Raw genomic sequence first — 18,456 nt, 5'->3', positions numbered from 1 at the left:
AACGCTCAGTTTAAACTAGAATAATATTGTTACAATCAATACTCAAACAACAAGCCTAATCCTATGAAAACAAACCACTCTTCTAAAACATCACTCAATAAAGTTATTGGGGCTTTTTTAGGCACTATCATTGAATATTATGATTATAGCTTATATGGCTTTTCTGCCGCCATCATTGCGGATAAATTTTTCAAAGCTACCGATCATTTGACAAGCTTAATAAATGTTTTTGCTGTTTATGCTGTTGCCTATTTATCAAAACCTATCGGAGCTTACATTTTTGGACGAATAGGAGACATACACGGTCGTAAAACAGCATTAAGCATTACTATTATCGGTATCGTAATTCCGACTGTAATAATCGGTTTACTACCAGAATATTCTTCAATCGGTATTTGGAGTACAATAACTTTAATTTTATGTCGCCTGTTGCAAGGGATCTTTATAGCCGGTGAGTATGATGGAGCAGCAATTTACGTTATAGAGCATTTAGGTCCTAAATTCCGCTTTACTGCTTCGGCTATAACTAGATGTACTGGTGTCATTGGCTTACTTCTTGGGATCGGTGCGACTAATTTTTTTAATGCTCATATTTTCCCCGACTGGGGATGGCGTATCCCATTTTTATTAAGCCTACCGCTGGCTTTGATCGCTATTTATTATCGACAGAAATTTGATGAAACACCTGAATTTAAAGCAAGTAAACACCGGCCGCTAGTTACCGAAAAATTTAGTTTCTTAATAAAAAAACAATGGCAAGTTATTTTGACGCTAATATTTTTAGCAGGCGGTTTCGGCGTAACATATCAGGTATCTATTATTTTCATGAAACAATATTTGCCGATGGTGCTACCTCAAACTACTTTTATTATTAGTAGTTTTTCGGTGTTAATAGTAATGTGCTTTGCATTGTTTATGCCGGTTGCCGGTTTTGTAGCCGATCGATTCGGTGCTATGATAGTGGTAAAATTAGCTCTTATAGGAACACTTATAGCAAGCAGTTTCTTTATTATTGCAGTTTATTACCAAATGACTAATTTAGGGCTTGCAGCCAGCCTAATGTTAGCCGCTTCCGTTGCACCGTTTAATGCTCTTGCTCACAGTATCGTTATTCAGGCTTTTCAGGTTAAAGAGCGTTACCGCTTAATAAGTTTTGGTCATACTATCGGCTCGATGTTAATGTCTGGTACTGCCAATTATGTCTGTTTGCGCTCGATGCAGAAATTTAATTTTAATTTGTTCCCCATTTTATATCTTTGTGTTTTTGCTATCCTGGCTTATTTTATGGTAGTATTATTTAACTCTACTTATAAAAAAATAATAACTAATGCAGCAAAATGAAATATATACCATATTATGCACTTTATTTGCAGTACTAGTCGTAACTAGCAATCTCATTTATCAAAAATTTGTTTATTTACCGATTTTACCTTTTCATACATTTGAGTTATCGGTCGGGGCAATTTTTTATCCGTTGACATTCTTAATAACTAATTTAATCACTGAATTTTACGGTAAATTAAAAGCAAAATTTTGTATTCGCCTTGCTCTAATAATGAATATTTTGGTATCTTTGATTTTAATGATGATGAATAAGCTAGACGCAACTTCCTGGTCGAGAATCGATAATGATATATTTAATTTGGTATTTGGGGTATATAATATTTCGCTTATAGGGTCGTTAATAGCAAATTATACTGCACAAATTGTCGATATAAATCTTTATACGTTAATCCGTAAACTTACCAATAATAAATATCTTTTTTTAAGAAATTTAAGCTCTGCCGTATCGTTATTTATAGATACGGCAATTGTCGTAATGTTCGTAACAATATTCGGCGTAATACCTTACTCGCAAATGATGAGTTTGATATTTAATAGTTATTCATTCAAATTACTTTTTGTAATCGTAACTATACCGCTATTTTATTTATCAGTGTATATGATAAGAAAATATCAGTCCTAGCGCAGTATTGTTGTGTTGATAGATTAGGACATTCTATGAGAGTTCACACGAAAACAGAAATCTAGTATCAAGAACAACACCACCAGCCTGTACTAGAAGCATCTTTACCGGCGAGTTCATCATGATTGTTGCCCAGGGTACTTCCTACTAACTCTTGATGTTTTATAGCAACGGGAGCACTTTCACGAAATTCTCCAATATTAACTTTGTGTTCTTCCTGATGTTTTTTAAGTTTTTCTCGTAATTCTTCTGGTGTCGGTATTTGTTTTGTCATATTTATCCTTATTAGTTATTTTGTTATAATATAGAGCAACCTTTTGAGGTTTTTTTCTTACCGGTTGCTTTATCTAGGTTAGTTCCTTTTTTCTCTTGTCTCTCTTTAACATCATTAGCATTTTCAGAAAACTCTTGCTTGTTAGAGGAGTGCTTACTCTTCTGCTCGGTAAGTCTTTTTCTCATTTCTTCTATGTCTATGTTTTTGCCCATACATTACCTCTTAATATTTAGTTATACTGTACTTGCTTATCTACTTTTTTCGGTATTTTTAGAATTATTGTTAGGGGTAGGAGTAGGAGAAAGATTACTTTTATACTTCTCTTCAGGAACTTCTACCTTTATTTGACTTTTTATTTTACTTGCTATTCGTACCGATTCTTTGCTTCTAATTTGAGAAGATATTTCATTATAAGCCTCAATATTTTTAATTTTCCCATTATTTGTAATTGCTTCTTCTTGATCTTCAAAAACTTTATATTTCTTTTTTAATTCTGTTCTTTTGTCAGGGTCTTTTATTGCTTCTATTTTTTTCTTTAAATTTCTCATTTTTTGCTGATTAGCTTCTTTAGAAGATTTAATTCCTTTAAATTCTTCAGCCATTTCTTTCTGGTCTTGATATACTTCCTTTATAAATGAAGTATAATCTTTTAATACTGTTTTATATTCTGCTATATTACTTTTCAGTTTTTCAGTTTCTTCTACTGTTAAACCTTTGCTCTCAAGTTGCTTTTCTAATTTTTCAATTGCTTGTTCTATGTCTTTTGCTTCTTGATGAAGTTGTTTATGCCTCTCTACTACTTCTTTATAATTGTCTTCTACTTTTTTAGATGCTTTATGTTCTTTTTCTATTTCTTCAAGGGGCAGAATTAGGTTATCTAGTTTATCACTTAACAATTCAAGAGATTCTTCATTTATTGCTGAATCTAGTTTTTTACCTTTTTTTTCTAATGTACTTTGTACTTCTTTAGAAGATTTTTTAAAATTATTTTTACTTTCTTCCCAGCTAGAACGTAACGTATTTAGCTCTGCTTTTTTTCTTGCTATTTTCTCTTCCCTTTCGATAAATTCTTGCGCTTGTTTTCCTTTTAAGCGCTCCTCTTCTCGCTCTTTTTCTAACTTAATATCTTCTTTTACTTCAAAATTTTTAACTTTAGCTTCTACTGATTTTTCAAATCCTGATACATCAATTATTAACCCTAAGTTTGCGGCTTCAGTTGCCAAGCTACTTATATCGCTTAGAAGAGAATCAGCTTGCATACGAGAATTTACTTGATCTAGCCTTGCTTTTAAATCAGCTAATCTTTTTGGTATATTATTTTTAATCTCAGCCATAGCGACCTACTATCTTTTAATTGCCAAGTACGCTAACAAATCTTAATATAGTAGTCAAGAAAATATTACTCAATCCTAATAAGTAATTATTCTTGAATTTCTAGCCACTCATTTAATAATTTATCTCTTTGCTGTTTGTATAGACTTAATTTATTAGTTATCAAGCTATATTTAGTGGGATTAGCTAAATATAAATTACTATCATAGAGTTCAGTCTCTAAATTTTTGATTTGTAGTTCCAGTTTTTCTATTTCTAACGGTAAAGTTTCAAGTAAACGTTGATATTTATAGGATAATTTTTTATTTGGAGATTCTTTAAGGAGGGGCGCTTGGGAAGGAAGTTTAGTAGGCTTTTTTATCAGAGGCGGGGCAGAAAAATATTGTTTATAATCTTCATAACCACCAGTTAAATCAATAATTTTTCCTTGAGCGAAAACTAAAGTTCTAGTGGCCAATTTATCTAAAAAATCACGGTCATGACTGACGACTATTAATGTTCCTGAATAATCTGCAAGTATGTCTAGTAAAATTTCCAAACTATCCATATCAAGGTCGTTCGTAGGTTCGTCTAATATAAGTAAATTTCCGGGATTAATTAAAATTCTTGCAAGTAACAATCTATTTGCTTCGCCACCGGATAAAATGGAGGTTTTAGCCTTAAGCAACTTTGGGTCAAACATAAATTGTTTTAAATAGCCAGCTACATGCATAGTTTTACCGGGTAAAAATACCTGATCACCGCCGGTAGGGCATAAAGTTTGTTGCAAAGTATGGTTAGGATTTAATTTTTCTCGATGTTGATCAAAATAGGAGATATCTAAATTACCGCCATATATTACTTTACCGACATTCGGCGATAATTGTTTAGTTAGTAGTTTGATAAATGTCGATTTTCCTGAGCCGTTTGCACCGATTACCCCTATCTTCTCACCTTTTTTCACTCGAAAACTAAAGTTATCAATAATTTTATTACCGTTATAACCAAAGGAAACACTATCTACTTCTATAATAAATTTACTTTTAGCAATATTTTCCGCTAGCTCTGCCTGAATTTTTTGCCTGGAGCTATATAATTTTTCGGCATGCTCTCTAGCTATTTCCCTTAAAGCTCTAAGCTCGGCAAGTCTTTTTTGATTTCGTTTTCGTCTGGCAGTAACCCCTGCATTTAGCCAATCATTTTCCTGCTCTAATTTTTTATTTAGCTTTCGCAACCGAGCTTCTTCCTGTTCTACGATAACTGCTTGCCATTCGTCAAAATATTTAAAACCTTTATCGGATTTACGCAAAACCGAGCGATCAAGCCACCAAATTTTATTAGTAACATTTGATAAAAAAGTTCTATCATGACTAACGCAAATTATAGCGCCGTTATAAGATTTAACAAATTCTTCCAACCATTCAATCGTACCGATATCAAGGTGATTAGTCGGCTCATCAAGCAATAATATTTCCGGTTCTGATATTAAAGCTTTGGCAAGGCACGCTCTTCTAATCTGCCCCCCTGAATAAGTAGATAAATTATCGCTACCGTTGATTTCCAGTTTTTCTAAAACCATATCAATTTTATAGTTATCTATTTTCTTATCCAAAGTTTTTTTGGTGATAAAATCATATATGCTAATATTTAGATTATTAGTAACATCTTGGGTTAAATAGCCTATATTAGCTGCGGGATCTTTAAATACTTCTCCCTGATCTAATTCATAAGCTCCTGATATTACTTTCATCAAGCTAGATTTGCCGCAGCCGTTGCGACCGACAAGACAAATTTTATCACCCTTATAAAGGTAAAGTTCTAGGTTTAATAAAATAATCTTATCAGCAAAACTTAGATTACCGTTTTTAATATAATAAATGGGAGTCATAGTTTATTATTGAATAGTTTTTATGTCATTCCTGAGAAAGCAGGAATCCAAAATATAATAACTTTATTACTGATATAAAAACTATGTATTTGACAAAACAAGCATATAAAAACTTATTTTTATATGCTTTATTAGATTTCTGCTCTCGTAGGAATTGATATAAGTGCAGGAATGAGTATAGACTAAATTTTCTTTAATACTAAACTTGCATTAGTTCCACCAAAACCGAAAGAATTAGATAATACATAATCGATTTTTGCTTCTTGAGCTTTTAGCGCTACTAAGTTTATTTTAACTTCTTCCATAGGATTTTCTAAATTCAGCGTCGGTGGTGCAATTTGATCTTGCATTGCCAGAGTTGAGAATATTAACTCGACGCTTCCTGCTGCTCCAAGTAAGTGACCTATCGATGATTTAGTAGAAGACATTAAAATTTTTGGATTAGCTTCTAAAAATAATTTTTGTACGACTGATAATTCAATTGCGTCACCGATTAAAGTAGAAGTTCCGTGAGCATTAATATAATTAATCTTCTCGGCAGTAATTTTGGCGTCATATAAAGCATTATGCATCGCTTTATATGCTCCTTTTCCTTCCGGATGTGGAGCAGTAATATGATATGCATCGCCTGTTGAGCCGTATCCTATAATTTCTGCATAAATTTTGGCTCCTCGATTTACTGCATGCTCATATTCTTCTAATACTACAACTCCGGCTCCTTCACCCATAACAAAGCCGCTGCGACTTTGATCCCATGGTCTTGAAGCAATTTCAGGAGTATCGTTATATTTTGTACACAAGGCTTTTGCTGCAGCAAACCCTGCTACTCCTACTGGTGTTACGGGCGCTTCTGCGCCTCCAGCAATCATGACATCCGCATAGCCGTATTTTATAAGGCGCATAGAATCGCCTATAGCATGAGCTCCAGTAGAACAAGCCGTTACTGCTGCTTGATTCGGACCGCTAAAGCCGTATTTTATAGAAACAAGGCCGGATAAAAGATTAATTAAGGAGGCAGGTATAAAAAACGGACTCACTTTGCCGTTATTAGCCTGGTGTAATTTTACGGAGGTATCCTCTATCATCTTAAGGCCTCCGATACCGGAGCCGAGTATCAAGCCGGTTCTATCACGAGATATTTCATCTTCGGGTAGCCAACCGCTATTTTCTATCGCCTCGGTCGCCGCAGCTACTCCGTAATGGATAAATCTATCCATTTTACTTAACTTATTTAATTCTTCAGGAGCAGTAAAATTCTCAAGCTTAAAACCGTGCTCCTCTGAATGATCAAGAAGACCGGCAATTTTACAGGTAAGATTTGTTGTATCAAATTCGGTAATAGTTTTAATTCCACTACGCCCTTCTTTAATTCCTGCCCAAGATGATTTTACATCAAGTCCTAGAGGAGTAACAAGTCCAAGTCCAGTGATAACTACTCTTTTAGTTGACATCTTCTTATGTTTTAAATCAGAAAATTAGTTTATTTAACTGCAGATGGAGGAGGATTTTGAATGTATTCCACAACGTCAGCTACGGTTAGTATTTTACTTGCATTATCATCAGAAATTTCAATTTTATATTTACCTTCAATTTCCATCATTAATTCAACCGTATCTAAACTATCGGCTTTTAGATCTTCTTTAAATCGTGATTCTGCAGTTATATTTTCTTTTTTTACTCCTAACTTATTAGAAACAATCTCAATAACATCTTGTTCGACACTATTTATTGTACTCATAATTGAACTCCGTAAATCGTTTAAACTAAATATTGTTTATATTAAATGGCTTTTAGAAATATATTTTTAAAAACAAAAATAGTATTTCTTTGAACTTAAAAACTTTTAGCATAGAAAATTATTTTATGCTAGCATAAAATAATCATATTAATCCTGATCGTCAATGAATATCGTAAACTCTCTTATTTTTTCGATATAACAAAAGCGTTATAGGCTACATATCTTAATAAGTGAAGCTATACCATCAGCATGCCACCATTTACATGAATAGTTTGCCCTGTAATGTAACCCGCCTTGTTGCTTGCTAAAAAAGCCACTGCATTTGCTACGTCTTCAGGCTTACCGTAAGCTTTACTAGGAATTTTTTGCAATATAGCTTCTTTTTGTGCTTCATTCAATTTATCGGTCATATTCGATTCGATAAAACCTGGTGCTACTGCATTAATCGTTATTCCACGAGTTGCAGTTTCATATGCAAGTGATTTAGTCATACCGATAAGTCCGGCTTTCGAAGCGCAGTAATTCGCTTGCCCGGGATTACCGGAAACGGCAACTACCGAGGCTATATTAATTATCCGACCATATTTATTCTGCATCATTTTTTTTATAGCTTCACGATTTAAAATAAAATTGGCTTTTAAATTTATATCAATAACTTTCTCAAATTCTTCATCTTTCATTCTTATAGCTAGCATATCTTTAGTAATACCCGCGTTACACACTAAGATATCCAGCGCTTGGATACTTGCTATTAAATTAGTACATTCTATGGAATTTGCTAAATCGCATACTATTGCAGTATAGTTATTTCCTAAAGAATTTCCTAGATTTTGTAATTTTTCTTTATTACTGCCGCTAATAATTACATGGCATCCCAGTTTATGCATTAATTTAGTGATAGCATCGCCTATTGCGCCCGTCGCACCGGTAATTAACGCTGTTTTATTTGTTAAATCTATCATTTGTTAATTCCTTATAATTTTTGATGTCATTTCCGCAGAAAAAGGAATTTGGGAAAATATTTATAAATATTATTGTTATTATGAGGAGGTACTTGTCCACACGGGGATAGCTAATTTGGGTGAGGCGTCCCTGGCACCGGTTCACCCAGTCTTTTGTCTTTTTTAAGACTATTCTTCACTATCCAAGCTTACACTGCTGATATGTGAAGATTTTTCTCTTATTATCTTCTCAATTTCTGCAAACATTTCTGGATGTTCTTTTAGATATTGTTTGACATTTTCCCGTCCCTGTCCAATTCTTGTATCTTTATAAGAAAACCATGAACCGGATTTTTCTATTATTTCAAGCTTAACGCCAAGATCAATCATTTCTCCTTCTTTTGAAATACCAGAGCCATACATTATATCAAACTCTGCTGTTCTAAATGGCGGAGATACTTTATTTTTTACAACTTTTACTTTAGTCTGGCTACCGACTACTTCTTCCTTATCCTTAATTGCGCCAATTCTTCTTATATCAAGACGTACAGACGCATAAAATTTTAAAGCATTGCCACCGGTTGTAGTTTCAGGGCTACCAAACATAACACCGATCTTCATCCTGATTTGGTTAATAAAAATAACGATACAATTTGTTCGTGATATTGAGGCAGTCAGTTTTCGGAGGGCCTGACTCATCAATCTTGCCTGAAGTCCCATATGAGAATCACCCATTTCGCCCTCTATCTCGGCTTTTGGAACTAAAGCTGCCACACTATCTATAACTATCATGTCGATACCACCAGAGCGTATTAATGTATCAGCAATCTCAAGGGCTTGCTCACCTGTATCTGGTTGAGAAATATAGAGATCATCGATGTTCACACCCAGTTTTTTAGCATATGCAGGATCTAGAGCATGCTCAGCATCAATAAAAGCACATACCCCTCCTTTTTTTTGTGCCTCAGCAATTATGTGCAATGTTAACGTAGTTTTACCAGAGCTCTCAGGACCAAAAATCTCAATAATTCTCCCTTTGGGTACACCTCCTATGCCAAGAGCAATGTCGAGACCCAATGAGCCGGTAGGAATGGCTTCGATATCTACATCCGGACGTTCTCCAAGTTTCATTACTGAACCCTTACCGTAGCTTTTTTCAATTTGCGCAAGCGCTGCCGCAATGGCTTTATCTTTATCCATATTTATCCTTAAATAGTAATAAGATTTAAAATATAGGTTAAGCTATAAAAAATCAAATTTATAATTAATATAACATAAAAAAAGTCATGCTAAGGGTGGTACTTAACATGACTTTTTAATTGATTAATTTGTAAAAGTAGTAGTGTTGTTGGGTGACTCGGTTTTTTTATACCATTCCCGTATTCCTGATGTCATTCCTGCGGAGGCGGGAATCCAGAAAAAAATAGTCATCCATAATTTATTTCAGGATATATTACAAAGTCATGCTGAAACGAGCTCAGCATGACTTTATCTGGATACCTTGCTCAAGTCACGGCCTGACAAAGAAAAGTCTGGATTCCCGCTTCCGCGGGAATGACATAAAACGGTTCACGCAACAAGGTTTATCAAGTCGCGGGATAGACAATAGAGCGTATCTTAGAAATTTACTCTAATTTTTAAACTACCTTGTTGAGCGAAATATTTACTTGCAATATTCGTATCGTAATTGATGCCGTATTCCATCATTTTATACTTGGCAGTTATACCAGCACCAATATTAAAGTTAGTTTTAACGGGCTTATACCTTTTAGCTTCATATGGTACAGTCATCCCTTGTAATCTTGCATCAGGAGTTGGTAGCTTATTTTTAAAGCCGTAATCTAACATCCCATAGATTTCAGGGATTAATATCATGTGCCCGGTATTAATATCTTTTGATACTTTTACTCCTGCAAGACCGTTTACAAGATTATAATTTTTACCTTTAACAGTTAGATTTTGCAGCGCTGTACCTGTTTCGGTGTAACCGCTATCCTTAATTTTAGAATATCTAAGCCCTATCATCGGCGTTAACTTAAACGCTTGCGGTGCTACATAATCATACCCTGCCATAATCTGACCAGTAAAGCCGCGTGACTTATAATTACCATTTGCTATTTCTCTAACAATTGTATTACGTGCTACGGGTTGATAACGCTGAGAATAGTTCTTTATTTTACTATCACTATATGAACCTATAGCTTGGAAAAATAAATTGCTTGTAGGTAAATTATATAATCCATAAATGGAGTAAATATTACTTTTTACTTTACTGCTATCCCCTATTTTATCATTCTTTTGCTTAATTTTGGCATCTGCTTTAGTATAAGCAACTCCAAGGACTAAATCATCTCTTAGCATACCGTCAAAACCGACTGTAGCACCGCTAAAGTTAGCTTTGTTACCATTTATATTATTACGCATTTTCTGTGTACTATTACCAACAAAAGGTGTAGCCCATACACCGAATTTAGCTTCATCTTCTTCACCGGAAGAAACTGCTATAGGTTGGCTAGTAGCTTGCAAACTATTCATCCTGGAGTTTAATGAGGAACCTACTGCATTGTTTAAAACTGTATTAGTAATTGCAACTGTTGTATTATTAGCTACATCACTAGATGGAACTTGGTCTTGGCTATCGCCTACAGCTTTCGATACCTTGGTTGTTAACTCTTCATTATCTAGAATGAATCCCATCGTTACTTTAAACTTGAAACCTTCTGAATTAGGATCAGTAGCAGTTTCTAAAGCTTTAAGATCTGTTTTTACTCCTTGCGGTGCTGTTCGCAAGTCTCCTGTGGTTATTTCTTCTTCTATTCTATTATTTATGTCCTCCACAATAGAAGGTGATAACACTAAAGATGTCGGATTAAGATTCCATTTCAGGAATAGGTTTTCCTGCGCCCCAATATCAGTTTCGATAGCATTAGCTGATAATAATTGTTTTAAAACCCCTCCATCTGCAGTGGACATTAAAGTATATTGAGTATTTGGATTAATATTATTAAGGTCAAAATTGGTAGTAGAGATAACAACTTTTAATTTTGTTACTCCTGATAAGTCCATTTTACTGCCGGCGCCTGTAATTAAGATATTACCGCCAGTATTTGCTGCTCCGTCAAAATTAGTATTTAAAGTTAATTCGTTAGTGAAGCTAGCTTCGCCGGTATAGGATATCTGTCCTGAACCTAAGGTGATTGTTGTTCCGCTACCTGTTATATCACTCTTAAATGCTAAACTGTTACCAAAATTCATGGTAGCGTCATCAGCTTTAAAGCTTGTTGCTGTTACGTCTTTAGCAAAGTTATTTATCGACTGTGGCACCAAAGTAACTGCACCTTGATTGGTAAATGTATCTGCAAAACTTGTCGTGTCAGCCAACGTTGTTACACCGGTATTGTTAAATGCTCCTGTATATGTGGTTGTACCACTTGTTGCAGTAGCGCCGCCGGTATTATTGAAAGTACTTAAAAAATTTGTTGTACCACCAATTGTTGTATTCCCGCCAGTATTAGTATAAGCGCCGGTAAAAGTGTTCATACCGTTTATAGAGACATCACCAGTATTATTAAAGCTATTTGCAAAAGTGGTGGTATCGTTTATTGAACTTGCGCCATTACTGAAAACAGCACTTGCAAAATTTGTCACGCCGTTGGTAGTCAATCCGCCAATTGGATTTGCCTGTGTACCCATCGTTCCAGTAACACTACCACCGTTAGTAAAGTTCGGTTTGAACGCAGTACCGGCTCCGTTGTTAATATCACCTGTTAATATAAAGTTTGCAGGTAAAATTAACGTATCAGTACCCGTTCCTTGAATGTTAGTAATCGCGATAGGACCACCAGTTTTAAGCTCACCACCGCCGGCACCGACTTGTAGCAAGGCTAAACCGTTAATATTACCACCGACGTAACCACCGTTTAATACGATAGTACCGTTAGCTGCAACAGCTTTGCTTACAGGATCAATACTGGTAACACTACCACCAACAAAATTACCGTTTCCTAGAGTAATTACTGCAGCTTGATTAGCAAAATTCACATTTCCTGTAATGTTACCATTTTCAGTTAATTTAGTGTTAGAGGCAAATGTTAGATCACCATTTATAGTACCTAACGTAGCTTCTGGTACACCTAAAATAAAATCAGTAGTAAATATCTCCGGTTGAATAGCAAATTTTCCTGCCCCTGTAAATGCTAAAGCGTTCAACTTATTTACAGCAGTACCAAGAGTAATATTTGCAGCTCCTCCTGCTTTTGCAATGGTTAATGTTTTAGTTGCTACTACAGAATTTATAGTAACTATACCTTTATCATTAGCTCCTGGATCAATAGCTTGGTTTAAGGTAATCATCTTACTATCATTAGCACTATTTTGTAATACTAATACTGAATCCTTGTGTAAGAAGTTAATGGTTTTTCCAGCTTGTAAAATATTTAGATTAGCACCAGCATTTACTGCATCAATTGTATGACTTGCTGCTCCTACAATCGCTCCTTTAATAGTGGGGTCTGCCGCACCGATATTTATCGCTGCTATTGTTGCAGATGTTCCGCTTTCATCAATAAACCTTGCGCCATTATAAACATCTAATACTGGAGTATTACTTATATCTACGCCATTCGCTCCGCCTACTATTTTCACATTACCACTGACACCTAAACCTGATAGTTTATTACCTCCAGTACCTAGAGTTTGTGGTCCATCACCTTGAAGTGTTAATGTATTTCCAGGTACTATTGGTGGACCTGCAACATCAGCTCTACTGCGAAGTCTTATTATACCACCGTCACCTACTCCTCCAACACCACCATTAATTGAGTTCTTTAATGTTACTACAGTATCTTGAGCATTTGCTAAATTTCTTATTTCAAATATTGACCCAGCATCTTTAAATTTATATGAATCAACTACTGTAGCCAAGTCTTTTGCACCGCCGGCCCAGCTTACATCAATCGCATGAGTTGCCGGCCCGGTAGCAGCACCACCTAAAGGATCAGCGCCGATATTTATTTCTGCTATTGTTGCAGATGTTGCACTTTCATCGATAGATAATGCACCATTATAGACATTTAATATAGGAGTTCCGCTAATGTCTAGTTTATTATAAGTAGCTGCTCCTGCAGTAGGATTACCGGTGATTGTAACATTTCCAGCGATATTAAGTGCTGTTAAAGTATTAGTATTACCAAGTTGTGCCCTCCCGGCATTTTCACCACTTACTGTTAAGGTATTAGCGCCACCAGGTCCTGTGATATTAAATATACCCCCATTCCCTGGATTAACACCTTTAACATGGTTTTTGAATACCACAGTTTGATCTGCAGCAGCAGTATTTTTAATGGTAAAGACTGAACCAGCATTAGTAAAGGTTAAAACATTTGCAGCATCAGTTGCATCTAAAAGATTAATTGGTATTGGCCCTCCTGCATTTGCAGTAGCAAATGAGCTTACATCAAGAATATATTTACCTAGTCCCCCTACTTCACCAACATTTATTGCTTTTGCAACGCCTGAGGTACCGCTTTCGTCAGTAAATACTGCGCCGTTTGCAATAGTTAATAAATCCGTTCCAACAACTTTAATTGCGTTATAAGTAGCGTCTGCAGTATAATTACCAGTAAATTTAACATTTCCGGTAATATTAAGCTGTGCTAAATTATTGGCATTACCGAGCTGCGCCTGTCCGGCATTTTCACCACTTACTGTTAAAGTGTTAGCAGCACCGCCCGGTCCTGTTATATTAAATATACCTCCACCAGCACCTCCAGCGCCAGCAATACCTTTTACATGGTTTTTGAAGACTACAGTTTGATTAGCGGCAGCAGTATTTTTAATAGTAACTTCTGAAGCAGGGTCTAAAAAGCTTAATACATTGCCTGCTGCTGCATCTAAAAGATTAATTGATTTCGCAGCACCTGCATTTGCAGTTGCAAAAGTGCTCACATCGAGTGTATATTTTGCTGCTCCTGCAACGCCACCTAAAATAGTAGGATCAGCTGTACCAATATTTATCTTTTTTATTGTTCCCGAGGTACCACTGTTATCTATAACCTCTGCCGCCTTGTATACATTTAATAAATTAGAGCCGCTAACATCAAGTACGCTACCACCGGCATAATCGCCATCTATTGTAACCTTTCCAGCAATATTAAGCGCTGTTAAGTTAGCAGCATTACCTATCTTTGCTCCTCCCAAACCACTTACTGTTAAGATATCAGCTGCACCACCGCGTAAATTGACTATACTACCGGCAGCATTACCTACTACATGGTTTTTAAAGACAACTTGTTGAGCCCCAGCTCCGGCGGTTTGAAGTGTAAATGTTGAATTAGCCTTTCCTAAGGTTAAAACATTTCCACCACCAGCATCTAAAAGATTAATTGGTCCTGCTCCTGCGGTGCTTATATCAAGAGTATGGGTAGCGCCGTTCCCAACATTTATTGTAGCTATCGATCCTGAAGTACCGCTTTCATCCAAGAATTTTGCTCCAGCATTTACATTCAATACATCTGCATTGCTGACATCTAGCTTATCATCCCCAAATACCCCAGCATTTACACCGGTAACTGTAATTAGCCCTGTTACATTTAATTGCTTTAATTTATTCCCCGCAGTTCCAAGAGTAGTAGCGCCGGTACCTGATACTGTTAAACTCTTTATATCCCCTCCACCCCCAACAGTGTTAGCTTTTAGAGTTACTATACCTACATTTCCTGCTGGATCTAAATTATTATTAAGAGTAATGGTTCTATCATCTGTAGTACTTGAGTTTGTTAAAACTAACTGAGAATTAGCGCCAGAAAAAGTAAATTGATCTGCCACACTTAATAAATTAGCAACGTCTGCTTTATTTGCATCCACTGTAAAAGCTTGATTATTAGCTATAGTCACGTTGCCAATCGTGCCAATAGATGCGTCCGTTGCTGTTACAGCAGAATTAACCGCTATCTTACCATTTCCCCCATTTGCTGTAATGGCTCCAATAGTACCACCGCCATCTAATTGTAAAATACCTCCTTTAGCATTTGCTGTAAATGATACAGCTCCTGTAAAATTACCGGTTATTGCTACGGTACCCGCTACATTTGCTGCGGCTTGATTGAATTGTAAAGTTTGTGTAGTAACACTTGAGTTGAAAGTAGCTGTTTGACCATTTCCAGCACCAACTTGAACTGTTTTAGGAGCTTTTGTTGCTCCAACAGCTCCAGTTACAGTATTTACTCCTTGAAGTATCAAGTTACCTAAATTACCAGCGCCTGTGCTACTATCAACTGTTCCGGTAATATTCTGTCCGTCGGCCACTTGGAAAATACCATCTTGTCCGTTAAAATCTATATTAGCAGTTGTGCCAGCATTTGCTTCCCAAGTACCTGCCGCAGTATATTGTATGGTAGTGCCGTTTACAGCTCCACCAGCTGTAACCTTGCCGGCATCAATTTTAAAAGTTTCAGCATTGGCTGCACCGGCAATTGCTACTGTTTTAGTGTTTATACCGTTAAAATCTACTTCTGCTATTGCTTGATCTCCTACGCCTGCTGATATGCTAGCTACAGCACCATCTCCTTGAAATACTAATTTTCCTTTGCCGGGATTAGCAGTATCACTAGAAACAACTCCTGCATTTCCTCCATCTAGTATATTTACTGTAGTTGCAGCTGTTGCAGCGCCGGTAAATTTAATTCCATTATTTGCATTATTTATAGTTAGGGTGCCACCCGCAATACTCACTGGAGTTGCGTTTAAAGCATCATGAATAGTAACAGCGGCATTATCTGCTAAGGTTACCGTACCAGTTACATCAGTAGCTGCACCAGTTAAGTTACCATTACCACTCACGTTCAAGTCCCCGCTAATAATGCCTGTTTGAGTTACCTTACCGCCAGTGATTGTCATATTTTGGGCGGCATTCCCCAATGTAAGTGTTCCATCGTTTACAGTAATATTGGACGGTCCTCCGCCAGCAGCAATAACATTTCCAAGAGTTACAGCCCCGCCAGTATTTACGATTACATTCATGTCAAGATCTCCACCGACACTTGCTTGCCTATTGAAAGTAAAAGTTTGCCCATTATTAGCGCCAATAGTAACAGAACCAACAGTTACTTTTCCAGCTGTACTAAGATCATAAGGTCCTGTTAATGTTAAGTTAGCCCCAGTTGAAAAATTAGCTGATAGTGCGCCTTTACTATTATCACCTTGCAATAATGCAGCAGTACCATTAACATCTATAGCAGCAGCCAAGGCTCCGCCGCTGCTAAGCATTATTGTGGCTCCGGAAGCTGTCACTAAGAAGCTATTTTTTAATATTTTACGAAAAAATTTTGAAGAATTGTCGGTCATTATTATATACCTTATATTATTGAATTCTTTATGAATGTTAATTAGTTTACTTAAAAATAACGATATTGTACCATGTTCGATTTTTTGTGTCTATAAATATTAAAAAATAAAGTATATGTTAATGGAAGAAAATCGAAAGATAGTGACAATATGGTTTTATGTCATTCAACGTTTAGGTTAAGGAAATTTGAAGAATTGATGTGGTAATTAAAAAATATTATTTTTTAGATTGCCGCGCTCGCAATAGTGTCATTCCCTCGAAAGAGGGAATCTAATTAAACAATATAACAAAATTAGTAAGTTAGATACCAGCTTTCGCTGGTATGACACCAACAAATTCGATTTACGCAACAATACCATTTTTTAGATTGCTTCGCTTCGCTCGCAATGACGAGGAAGGGGCACGCTCGCAGTGACAGCCGTGGGCGTGCTCGCAATGACGGAGGTCGGTATGCTGCGCTCTTGTAGTTGCAATGACGCGTGAATAATTAAAGCGCGCTTTATGTCATTCCCGTGAAAACGGGAATCCAGGAAAAATAGTCATCCTGAATTTATTTCAGGATCTAATTACAAAAAGACGCTGAAACAAGTTCAGCATGACAAAGTAAAGCCTGGATTCCCGCCTACGCGGGAATGACATAGAGAGCCGAGAATGACATAGAGGACAATAGAAATGACATAGGGAGCAGGGAATGACATTTTAGATTGTCGCGTCGCTACGCTCCTCGCAATGACGAGCTGGATTCTGGATTGCTGAGTTGGGACTATGCCCCTTACAAAATGTTGTTGCGTGGATAACTCAACCGTCATTGCGAGGAGCGTAAACTACCCCGTCATTGCGAGGAGGGACAACGTCCCGACGCGGCAATCTGCAAAATAATAGGTTCAGGAAAGGAGAGGGGCTTACCCTCTAGGCAGTAATATTTGAAGAATTTTACCCTTGCTGCTCATTAGATAAATAAAATTAGAGTGTTCAAGCTTATAACTATTTGTCTCTTTATCAAATTGCTTCGGTTTATAAAAAACCTTAAATTTACTAGCAACGTCTTCTATATCTTCACTGGAACCGGTCAAAGCTATAAATTTAGTATTAAAATTTTCTAAATATTTTTTTAGAGTCCAGCTATCATCGTGTTCGGCGTCTAAGGTAATAAAGACCGAATTAACCGTTATACCTTCTTTTTGCAAAACTTTAATAATTTCTGATAATTTATTCATGGATTCATAATCTTCCGGAGAATAGGTGACCCCGAAATAAATCAAACTCAGTTCTCCTTCTAAATAACTACTTTTAAACTTCCTACCGTTTTGATCAATAAGTGTAAAATTCATGTTAGGTGTACTATCTTTATTAGCAACCTCTGGAATAATCTCAGGTTTAAATTGATAGTTAGTAGAATGTAACAGATATAAAGTTATTATTCCTGCAATTATACCGCCGGAGATGAAAAGCTTAATAATACAGGATGACTGTTTACGGCGGCTCATATTTTTATTACCGACTTGTTATCTTAGATATAATAATAAGAAAAGGATTGAATAAAATAAAGGTAATTCACACTCGGTGTGATTTTATATCCGTCATTGTGAGGAGGCATTGTTGCGTGGATTGAAAGAAATAGCTTTATGTCATTCCCGTGAAAACGGGAATCCAGGAAAAATAGTCATTCTGAATTTATTTCAGGATCTAATTACAAAAAGATGCTGAAACAAGTTCAGCATGACAAAGAAAAGCCTGGATTCCCGCCTACGCGGGAATGACATAGAGAGCCGAGAATGACATAGAGGACAATAGAAATGACATAAGGAGTAGGGAATGATATTTTAGATTGTCGCGTCGATGCTAACGCCTCTCCTAGCAATGACGGGGTAAAATCACTCCTCGCAATGATTAGGCAATTTCTTGTAGTAATTTTATCACAATAAACTTCTTAATTAATTGAATAATCTTATATTAACTAAACTAATTAAAGCTATCAGGATACCTTTAAAGTT

The 18,456-nt window shown here is 36.1% G+C and carries 12 protein-coding genes; 2 read left to right on the top strand and 10 right to left on the bottom strand.

Going from position 1 to position 18,456, the window contains the following annotated elements:
- The first annotated feature begins 63 nt into the window (after positions 1 to 63).
- Both OTR29_RS00165 and OTR29_RS00160 read left to right on the top strand, forming a co-directional pair.
- Positions 64 to 1,341 (top strand): MFS transporter, encoded by a 1,278-nt coding sequence (locus tag OTR29_RS00165; RefSeq protein ID WP_422228654.1) that lies wholly within the window; start codon positions 64 to 66, stop codon positions 1,339 to 1,341.
- A complete protein-coding gene (locus OTR29_RS00160; protein WP_422228653.1) occupies positions 1,328 to 1,966 on the top strand; it encodes a queuosine precursor transporter in 639 nt (212 codons plus the stop codon). Before OTR29_RS00165 ends, OTR29_RS00160 begins: the two co-directional genes overlap by 14 nt.
- 67 nt (positions 1,967 to 2,033) lie before the next feature.
- On the opposite strand, the gene OTR29_RS00155 is transcribed toward OTR29_RS00160, so the two are convergent.
- The 10 genes from OTR29_RS00155 to OTR29_RS00110 form a co-directional block, all read right to left on the bottom strand.
- A complete protein-coding gene (locus OTR29_RS00155; RefSeq protein WP_422228652.1) occupies positions 2,034 to 2,240 on the bottom strand; it encodes a hypothetical protein in 207 nt (68 codons plus the stop codon).
- A gap of 23 nt (positions 2,241 to 2,263) precedes the next feature.
- Positions 2,264 to 2,452: a hypothetical protein gene (locus OTR29_RS00150; protein ID WP_422228651.1), complete on the bottom strand. Its 189-nt coding sequence runs from the start codon at positions 2,450 to 2,452 to the stop codon at positions 2,264 to 2,266.
- 36 nt (positions 2,453 to 2,488) lie between these two features.
- Positions 2,489 to 3,574 carry a hypothetical protein gene (locus OTR29_RS00145; RefSeq protein WP_422228650.1) on the bottom strand — a complete coding sequence of 362 codons (1,086 nt, stop codon included), beginning with the start codon at positions 3,572 to 3,574 and terminating at the stop codon, positions 2,489 to 2,491.
- A gap of 86 nt (positions 3,575 to 3,660) precedes the next feature.
- On the bottom strand, positions 3,661 to 5,439 hold the full coding sequence (locus tag OTR29_RS00140; protein WP_422228649.1) for an ABC-F family ATP-binding cassette domain-containing protein: 1,779 nt from the start codon (positions 5,437 to 5,439) through the stop codon (positions 3,661 to 3,663).
- A 182-nt stretch (positions 5,440 to 5,621) separates the two neighbouring features.
- On the bottom strand, positions 5,622 to 6,890 hold the full coding sequence (gene fabF, locus OTR29_RS00135) for a beta-ketoacyl-ACP synthase II (protein ID WP_422228648.1): 1,269 nt from the start codon (positions 6,888 to 6,890) through the stop codon (positions 5,622 to 5,624).
- Between the two features lie 29 nt (positions 6,891 to 6,919).
- Positions 6,920 to 7,177, bottom strand: coding sequence for an acyl carrier protein (acpP, locus tag OTR29_RS00130; protein WP_422228647.1), 258 nt, complete (start codon positions 7,175 to 7,177; stop codon positions 6,920 to 6,922).
- A gap of 236 nt (positions 7,178 to 7,413) precedes the next feature.
- Complete coding sequence (gene fabG / locus OTR29_RS00125; protein ID WP_422228646.1) at positions 7,414 to 8,139, bottom strand: 3-oxoacyl-ACP reductase FabG; 726 nt, start codon at positions 8,137 to 8,139, stop codon at positions 7,414 to 7,416.
- Between the two features lie 168 nt (positions 8,140 to 8,307).
- On the bottom strand, positions 8,308 to 9,318 hold the full coding sequence (gene recA, locus OTR29_RS00120; RefSeq protein WP_422228645.1) for a recombinase RecA: 1,011 nt from the start codon (positions 9,316 to 9,318) through the stop codon (positions 8,308 to 8,310).
- Positions 9,319 to 9,735: 417 nt separating this feature from the next.
- On the bottom strand, positions 9,736 to 16,461 hold the full coding sequence (locus OTR29_RS00115; RefSeq protein ID WP_422228644.1) for an autotransporter outer membrane beta-barrel domain-containing protein: 6,726 nt from the start codon (positions 16,459 to 16,461) through the stop codon (positions 9,736 to 9,738).
- Positions 16,462 to 17,364: 903 nt separating this feature from the next.
- Positions 17,365 to 17,949: an SCO family protein gene (locus OTR29_RS00110; RefSeq protein ID WP_422228643.1), complete on the bottom strand. Its 585-nt coding sequence runs from the start codon at positions 17,947 to 17,949 to the stop codon at positions 17,365 to 17,367.
- Positions 17,950 to 18,456 lie beyond the last annotated feature (507 nt).

The sequence above is a fragment of the Rickettsia endosymbiont of Halotydeus destructor genome (assembly GCF_049278075.1).
Lineage (GTDB): Bacteria > Pseudomonadota > Alphaproteobacteria > Rickettsiales > Rickettsiaceae > Rickettsia.
This window is presented reverse-complemented; position numbering and strand designations above follow the sequence as displayed.